The organism is Centipeda artemidis DSM 19719, from assembly GCF_000426665.1.
GTDB classification, from domain to species: domain Bacteria; phylum Bacillota; class Negativicutes; order Selenomonadales; family Selenomonadaceae; genus Centipeda; species Centipeda artemidis.
Genome location: NZ_AUFU01000030.1, coordinates 1 through 5,511 on the forward strand (window position 1 = coordinate 1; position 5,511 = coordinate 5,511).

The 5,511-nt window shown below is 54.1% G+C and carries 9 protein-coding genes; 2 read left to right on the plus strand and 7 right to left on the minus strand.

Annotated elements, in window-relative coordinates:
* The 7 genes from K341_RS0110595 to K341_RS0110625 all read right to left on the minus strand — a co-directional run.
* A partial coding sequence (locus K341_RS0110595; RefSeq protein WP_026762781.1) for a PD-(D/E)XK nuclease family transposase occupies positions 1 to 328 on the minus strand: 328 nt, incomplete at its 3' end.
* A 181-nt stretch (positions 329 to 509) separates the two neighbouring features.
* On the minus strand, positions 510 to 1,079 hold the full coding sequence (locus K341_RS0110600; protein ID WP_026762782.1) for a lipid-binding SYLF domain-containing protein: 570 nt from the start codon (positions 1,077 to 1,079) through the stop codon (positions 510 to 512).
* A 90-nt stretch (positions 1,080 to 1,169) separates the two neighbouring features.
* Positions 1,170 to 2,561, minus strand: coding sequence for a GntP family permease (locus K341_RS0110605; protein WP_026762783.1), 1,392 nt, complete (start codon positions 2,559 to 2,561; stop codon positions 1,170 to 1,172).
* 98 nt (positions 2,562 to 2,659) lie between these two features.
* The gene (locus K341_RS0110610) at positions 2,660 to 2,941 is read right to left on the minus strand and encodes a helix-turn-helix domain-containing protein (RefSeq protein WP_026762784.1); all 282 of its coding nucleotides are present in this window, start codon (positions 2,939 to 2,941) and stop codon (positions 2,660 to 2,662) included.
* Between the two features lie 245 nt (positions 2,942 to 3,186).
* Positions 3,187 to 3,423: a glutaredoxin family protein gene (locus K341_RS0110615; protein WP_009350269.1), complete on the minus strand. Its 237-nt coding sequence runs from the start codon at positions 3,421 to 3,423 to the stop codon at positions 3,187 to 3,189.
* Positions 3,424 to 3,436: 13 nt separating this feature from the next.
* Positions 3,437 to 3,667: a glutaredoxin family protein gene (locus K341_RS0110620; RefSeq protein WP_026762785.1), complete on the minus strand. Its 231-nt coding sequence runs from the start codon at positions 3,665 to 3,667 to the stop codon at positions 3,437 to 3,439.
* Positions 3,668 to 3,705: 38 nt separating this feature from the next.
* Positions 3,706 to 4,635: an NAD(P)/FAD-dependent oxidoreductase gene (locus tag K341_RS0110625; protein ID WP_026762786.1), complete on the minus strand. Its 930-nt coding sequence runs from the start codon at positions 4,633 to 4,635 to the stop codon at positions 3,706 to 3,708.
* Between the two features lie 372 nt (positions 4,636 to 5,007).
* On the opposite strand from K341_RS0110625, the gene K341_RS11980 reads away from it, so the two are divergent.
* Together K341_RS11980 and K341_RS11985 are read left to right on the plus strand one after the other, a co-directional pair.
* Positions 5,008 to 5,217, plus strand: coding sequence for a DUF6290 family protein (locus tag K341_RS11980; RefSeq protein ID WP_037349747.1), 210 nt, complete (start codon positions 5,008 to 5,010; stop codon positions 5,215 to 5,217).
* Between the two features lie 74 nt (positions 5,218 to 5,291).
* The coding region (locus K341_RS11985; RefSeq protein ID WP_211221220.1) for a transposase at positions 5,292 to 5,511 on the plus strand (220 nt) is incomplete at its 3' end.

Sequence of the window (5,511 nt, forward strand, 5' to 3'; positions counted from 1 at the left end):
CATCGTAATCTGCGCCCGCAGCGAGGAGATCCGCATCGATCATCGACTGGTAGTAACGCGTCCTCTTGGCAAGACCGTCACCCTCGGGCTGGCGAACCTGCATCTCGATGTTGTAGACTGTATGCACGTCATCCCGCACATAGACATCCAGACGGACACCTTTGCTCCTGTAACTCGGCTTCATCGGCTTTTCCGCTTCGAGGTAGTGGATGTCGCTGATCTCGACGTGCAGAATGCGCTCGAGCACCTTCCTGCAGATGCGTTTGCGGCTCATAATCAGCTTGAACATATAGTCGTCACAAATGGTCAGCTCTTCCCACGACTTCATCCGATAGGAGCTCATGCGATCACCTCTTTCTTTTATTTTACGGTGTTTTCGCGTGCAAAGCAAGTAAAAGAATGCGCTGCTGCGTCAAATCTAGCGGCTGATGATGACCCCGGATAAAAGAAACAGGCTGCACCGCATACTCTCTGCGCGATGCAGCCTATGGAAATTTTTAGGGGAATATCTAATTCAGATCCTTATTCGGATAGATGCTGAGCCCCTTGAGCGAGACGCCGACCGCAAGCCCCTTGGTCGTCACCTGATAGACCCACATATCTTTTGCAACGACATCCGCGCCGTCGATCGCGCCGCCGGAATATCCGTCCGTTGCGGATGCAGTCGCCTCGCCGCCAACCTTGAACTTGCCTGAGACGAAGGAATCCCATGCATGTTCTGAGCCGAATACAAAGATGAGATCGTATTCCTTCACGCCGAGCCCGATGCCGAGCGCATACTCCTCCATCTTCATGTAGACGCGTTCGCCCGTCACGTTGTTGACGGCGAGCCCGCGCCCATGTGCACTGCCGAACAGGCCGATCTTCGCCCCCGTTGAGCTGATCGTCGCATAGCCGTAACTGCCGGCGATGACATCCTGTACATTCGGGTTCACCTCGTAGAGGTTTGCAAGCGCCTTTGTGTGCAGGCGACCAATTTCCGCGCGCTGTTGATTTGCACTTTTCGCAAGTACCGTGCCGGACAGCGCAAGCACCAGCATCAGTGTAACCGTGAGCAGACGCAGCGTAATTTTTCGCATAGAGATCCCTCCTTCACTGAAATTACCCGCATCTTACCATGCCGCAGCGGATGTAATCAAGGAAAGTTCTCTTAAAACCGAAGAAAATCGTTAGTGCAGCACGAGACTGAGCAGCGCGATTTCGATGATCGCGGCGATACCGAGGACGAGCGTCCCCATCGTCTGCACCCGGTAGCCCTGATCCGGCGTCATTCCGCTGAACTCGGAGACCACCCAGAAATACGAGTCGTTCGCGTGCGACACAGTCATCGCGCCCGCGCCGATCGCCATACAGACAAGCGTGATCTCAATCGGCGTATGATAGCCAAGTACGGGAAGCAGCGGCCCCACAATTCCTGCCGTCGTGATGAGCGAGACCGTCGAGGAGCCCTGCGCCGTCTTGAGCACCGCCGCGAGCAGGAACGGGAAGAAAATCCCCATGCTCGAGAACACATCAGCATGCTGCGAGATATAATGCACCATGTCCGACGTCGCGATCACCTTTCCAAGGACGCCGCCCGCAGCCGTGATGAAAAGGATGGGGCCGACCGTCATCAGACTGTCATTGCAGATTTTGTAAAACTCATGCATCCGCTCCGCCGCCGCGAGCTGGATGGTCGCAAAGCCCATGCCGACCGCGAGCGCGATGATCGGTGTGCCGAGGAAACGCACGATGTCCGCGCCGAGCCCTTTGCCCCCCGCCATCGCCACAATCGACGAGAATGCCATCAAGAGAATCGGGACGACAATCGGTGCGAGCGTATTGAACGCCGAGGGGAGTTTTCCGTACGAATCCATCAGGTCATTGTAGACCTTCGCCACGTCCTCCGGATCGACCTCATCCTTTGACTGCACTTTCGTCCCAATCCAGCGCGCGAAGAAGTAACCCGCGATGAGCGGGAAAATTGAGCAGAGCATACCGAGCCCGATGACCTGCAGGAGGTAATCGCCGATGCCGAGCGTACTCGCCGCCGCGATAGGGCCGGGCGTCGGCGGGATAAAGACATGCGAGATGAAAAGTCCCGCGCTCAACGCGAACGTCATTGAGACCGCAGAGACCGCCGTCCGGCGGATGAGCGCCTTGCGGATCGGGTCGAGAATGACGAAGCCGGAGTCACAAAACACGGGGATCGAGACCACCCAGCCCATGAGCTGCACTGCGATGACCGGATTGTCCTTGCCGACGAGGCGGATCACCATATCCGCGAGTTTCAGCGCGGCGCCCGTCTTTTCGAGCACAGTCCCGATCATCGCACCGAGGATGATGACGATGCCGATGCTCGTGAACGTCCCGGAGAACCCCTGCCCGATGACGGTCGCAAGACCGTGCTGCACCGCGCCGCCCTCGAGTTTATGATCGACGAGCGGAATGCCCGCAGCGAGACCCAGCCCGAGCGAAACCAGCATGATCGAGATGAACGGGTGTATGCGCAGCTTCGAAATCATGACGATCATGATGACAATCGCCACGACAAAGGCAATGATGAGCGGCAAACCGGTCATGTTAATACCCCCTATATTTAATTCCGAAAATACATCTACATATATTTTAATCCCGTTCAAAAATTTTGGCAAGTAAAAAAGTAACCGGCGGGCAACAATTAGTGCGCGGGGAGAAATTCGAGATGCAGCCGCATCCCCATCCCTGCAGCAAGCCGTTGGAGCGTACGCAGCGACGGGTTCGCATTTCCGTTTTCCAGTTTGCTGATATCGCTCTGCGCGATCCCTGATTTTTCTGCAAGCTCCTTTTGCGTGAGTCCCGCCGCCGCACGCGCATCAATCATCGCCTCGATGATCGTACGCTCCGGCTGCAGCGACTCCCATTCCGCGCGAAATCCGGGATCGCGCATCTGTTCTGCAAGAAAATCCTTATGTGTTTTCATATTAGACATCTCCCCCCTCCGGTACACTTTTCATAATATAGGATAAATCCCATATTGTCAAATGACGTAACTAAAAACAGCGGCTAGAAAAAGGGCTGTAACAAAATGTGTTTTTAACACTTCCGTTACAGTCCTTTTCTTACTCGATACGCCGACGTTTATCGTTACAGGGCGCGTGCCTATCGTCATGAGCAAAGGAACTGCCCCTGACACACATCTAATTTACGATACCGCAAGAGCACATTTCACGCCGTAATCCCGAGAATCTTGTCCAGTTTCTCGCGGTCGTAGCTGAGCGCATACTCCTTGCCGTCCGCCGTCGTGACGGGGACGATCGTATCGCCCGAGATGCGGCGGCATTCCTCGAGCGCCGCCGCGTCGTGCTCGATGTTGTGCTCCTCGTACGCGATGCCGCGATATTTCAGATAGCGCTTGACCTTCTCGCACCACGGGCAGACCGTGATCGAATACACCTTCACCATACGGACGCCCTCCTCAGATCCCCAACAGCTTATCGATCGCGGGCTGGTCAAAACCGCGCACATACTGACCGTTATCCGCCTTGATCACAGGGCAGGAACCGTCGCCCGTGAGCTTCAGCAGATCGTCATACGCCCCCGGATCCTTTTCGATGTCGCGCACCTCGTACGCAACGCCCTTCATATCGAGGTACTTCTTCGCCTTGGCACACCAAGGGCAGGCGTCGAACGAAAAAACCTGAACCATGGAAAATCCCCCTCTATATCGTACATCATATGACAAATTTACTTCAGCGACGCCAGATATTTCTCCGCGTGGAGCGCCGCCGTCGTCCCGTCGGACGCCGCCGTCGTCAGCTGATGAATCTCCTTCTCGCGAATATCCCCCGCGACGAAGACCCCCGGGATCTCCGTCCGGCAGTTCTCATCCGCCGCAATATAGCCGCTCTCCGTGAGCGCGAGCTGTCCCACGAACAGATCCGTGTTCGGCAGCACCCCGATGTTGACGAAGATCGCGTCTGCGGGCAGCGTCTCCGTCTTGCCCGTGTCCTTGTGCAGCAGCTCGATCGCCGTCAGACGATCCTCGCCCACGAGATGCGTGATCTCTGTCTCAAGCATCACCGTCACCTTTGGATTCGCATAGAGCGCGTCCTGCGAGGACTTATCCGCGCGCAGCTGCGAGCGGTGGATGAGGTAGAGATGCTTCGCGTACTTCGTCAGGAAATTCGCCGCGTCGACCGCAGCATTCCCGCCGCCCATCACCGTGATGATCTTGTCCTGATAGGTGTGCCCGTCGCACAGCTCGCAGTAATGCACCCCGCGGTTGAAATAATGCGGCTCCTGCGGCAGCGGCAGCTTGCGCCGGTTCATCCCCGACGCGATGATGATGACGGGCGTCTCGTAGATGCGCGTCTCCGTCTCCACGATCTTCGGCGCGCTTTTGAGATCGACGCGCTCAATGCGATCGAACTCGTCAATCTCCGCGCCAAAATTCTTCGCCTGTTTCTCGAGCGTCCCGATCAGCTCCATCCCACTGACGCGTTCGAATCCCGGGAAATTCTCAATATCCGACGCCGTCGCGATCTGCCCGCCGACGAGCGAATTCTCCAGCACCAGCGTCCGCAGGTTCATTCGCCCCGCATAGAGCGCGGCAGTCAGCCCCGCCATGCCCGCGCCGATGATGATAATATCCTTTGTTATATGCTCTTTTGCCATCATATCATCTCCTTTTGACTTTTTGATTATTATAACATGCCTGTCAAGATATTTGTGTGACTTCATGCACAAAAATAGCCCACACTCCACTGTGGACTATCTTTGCTGTGTATTATATTTTAGGAGAGCTTTAACGAAAGCCTGTATATAATATAGCACCTATGAGAATGAAAATCAAGATGCTTTTCGATAAAATTTACAACTTTTTTCATCAACCGACATAGTGCTCGACTTAGTGTTTCACATAGTGCTCCACATGGAGCTTGGTGTGATACATCTATATGAACAGCCTTGCTATCAAGTCTTTGAGAGGTTATAATAAAGATAGCATATTACACAAAAAACTCGCGACCTGGTGAAGGAGGAACCATAATGAATACCGTCACGCTTCAATTGAATGATGAAGAACAATCCATATTAGCAAGAGCAGCCAAAATATATGATGGTGATATTCCATCAATGATGAAGCAATTGGTATTTGAGCGTCTCGAAGATGAATTTGATTTAAGGATAATTGCGGATTACGAAGCGCGTGAGCGCCGTGGAGAGACAGAATATTATTCAGCAGAGGGGAGTGTATAATAAACTGTGTAAGTAGGAAGACAGCTTAGGAGCACTCCCCGTGAGGGGAAGTCAAAAACTAAGGAGGAACCCTTATGTCAAAGAGGCCCCCACGGCGCGGTGCAACGCTCGCTAAGGCAATTATCGAAGAGTATCAACCCAAAACCGTAGAGGATATGCAAAACGCCCTCAAAGAAATCTTCGGTCCCATGTTTGAAGCCATGCTCAATGGCGAGATGGAAAACCATCTCGGTTACATGAGCAACGAGCGCGGCGAAAAGGATACAGCAAATCGCCGCAACGGATATACCCAAA

Excerpts from the sequence above, each read along its gene's own strand:
- K341_RS0110600 (WP_026762782.1), bottom strand. The coding sequence starts at position 1,079 with ATGCGAAAAATTACGCTGCGTCTGCTCACGGTTACACTGATGCTGGTG.
- K341_RS0110605 (WP_026762783.1), bottom strand. The coding sequence starts at position 2,561 with ATGACCGGTTTGCCGCTCATCATTGCCTTTGTCGTGGCGATTGTCATC.
- K341_RS0110610 (WP_026762784.1), bottom strand. The coding sequence starts at position 2,941 with ATGAAAACACATAAGGATTTTCTTGCAGAACAGATGCGCGATCCCGGA.
- K341_RS0110615 (WP_009350269.1), bottom strand. The coding sequence starts at position 3,423 with ATGGTGAAGGTGTATTCGATCACGGTCTGCCCGTGGTGCGAGAAGGTC.
- K341_RS0110620 (WP_026762785.1), bottom strand. The coding sequence starts at position 3,667 with ATGGTTCAGGTTTTTTCGTTCGACGCCTGCCCTTGGTGTGCCAAGGCG.
- K341_RS0110625 (WP_026762786.1), bottom strand. The coding sequence starts at position 4,635 with ATGGCAAAAGAGCATATAACAAAGGATATTATCATCATCGGCGCGGGC.
- K341_RS11980 (WP_037349747.1), top strand. The coding sequence starts at position 5,008 with ATGAATACCGTCACGCTTCAATTGAATGATGAAGAACAATCCATATTA.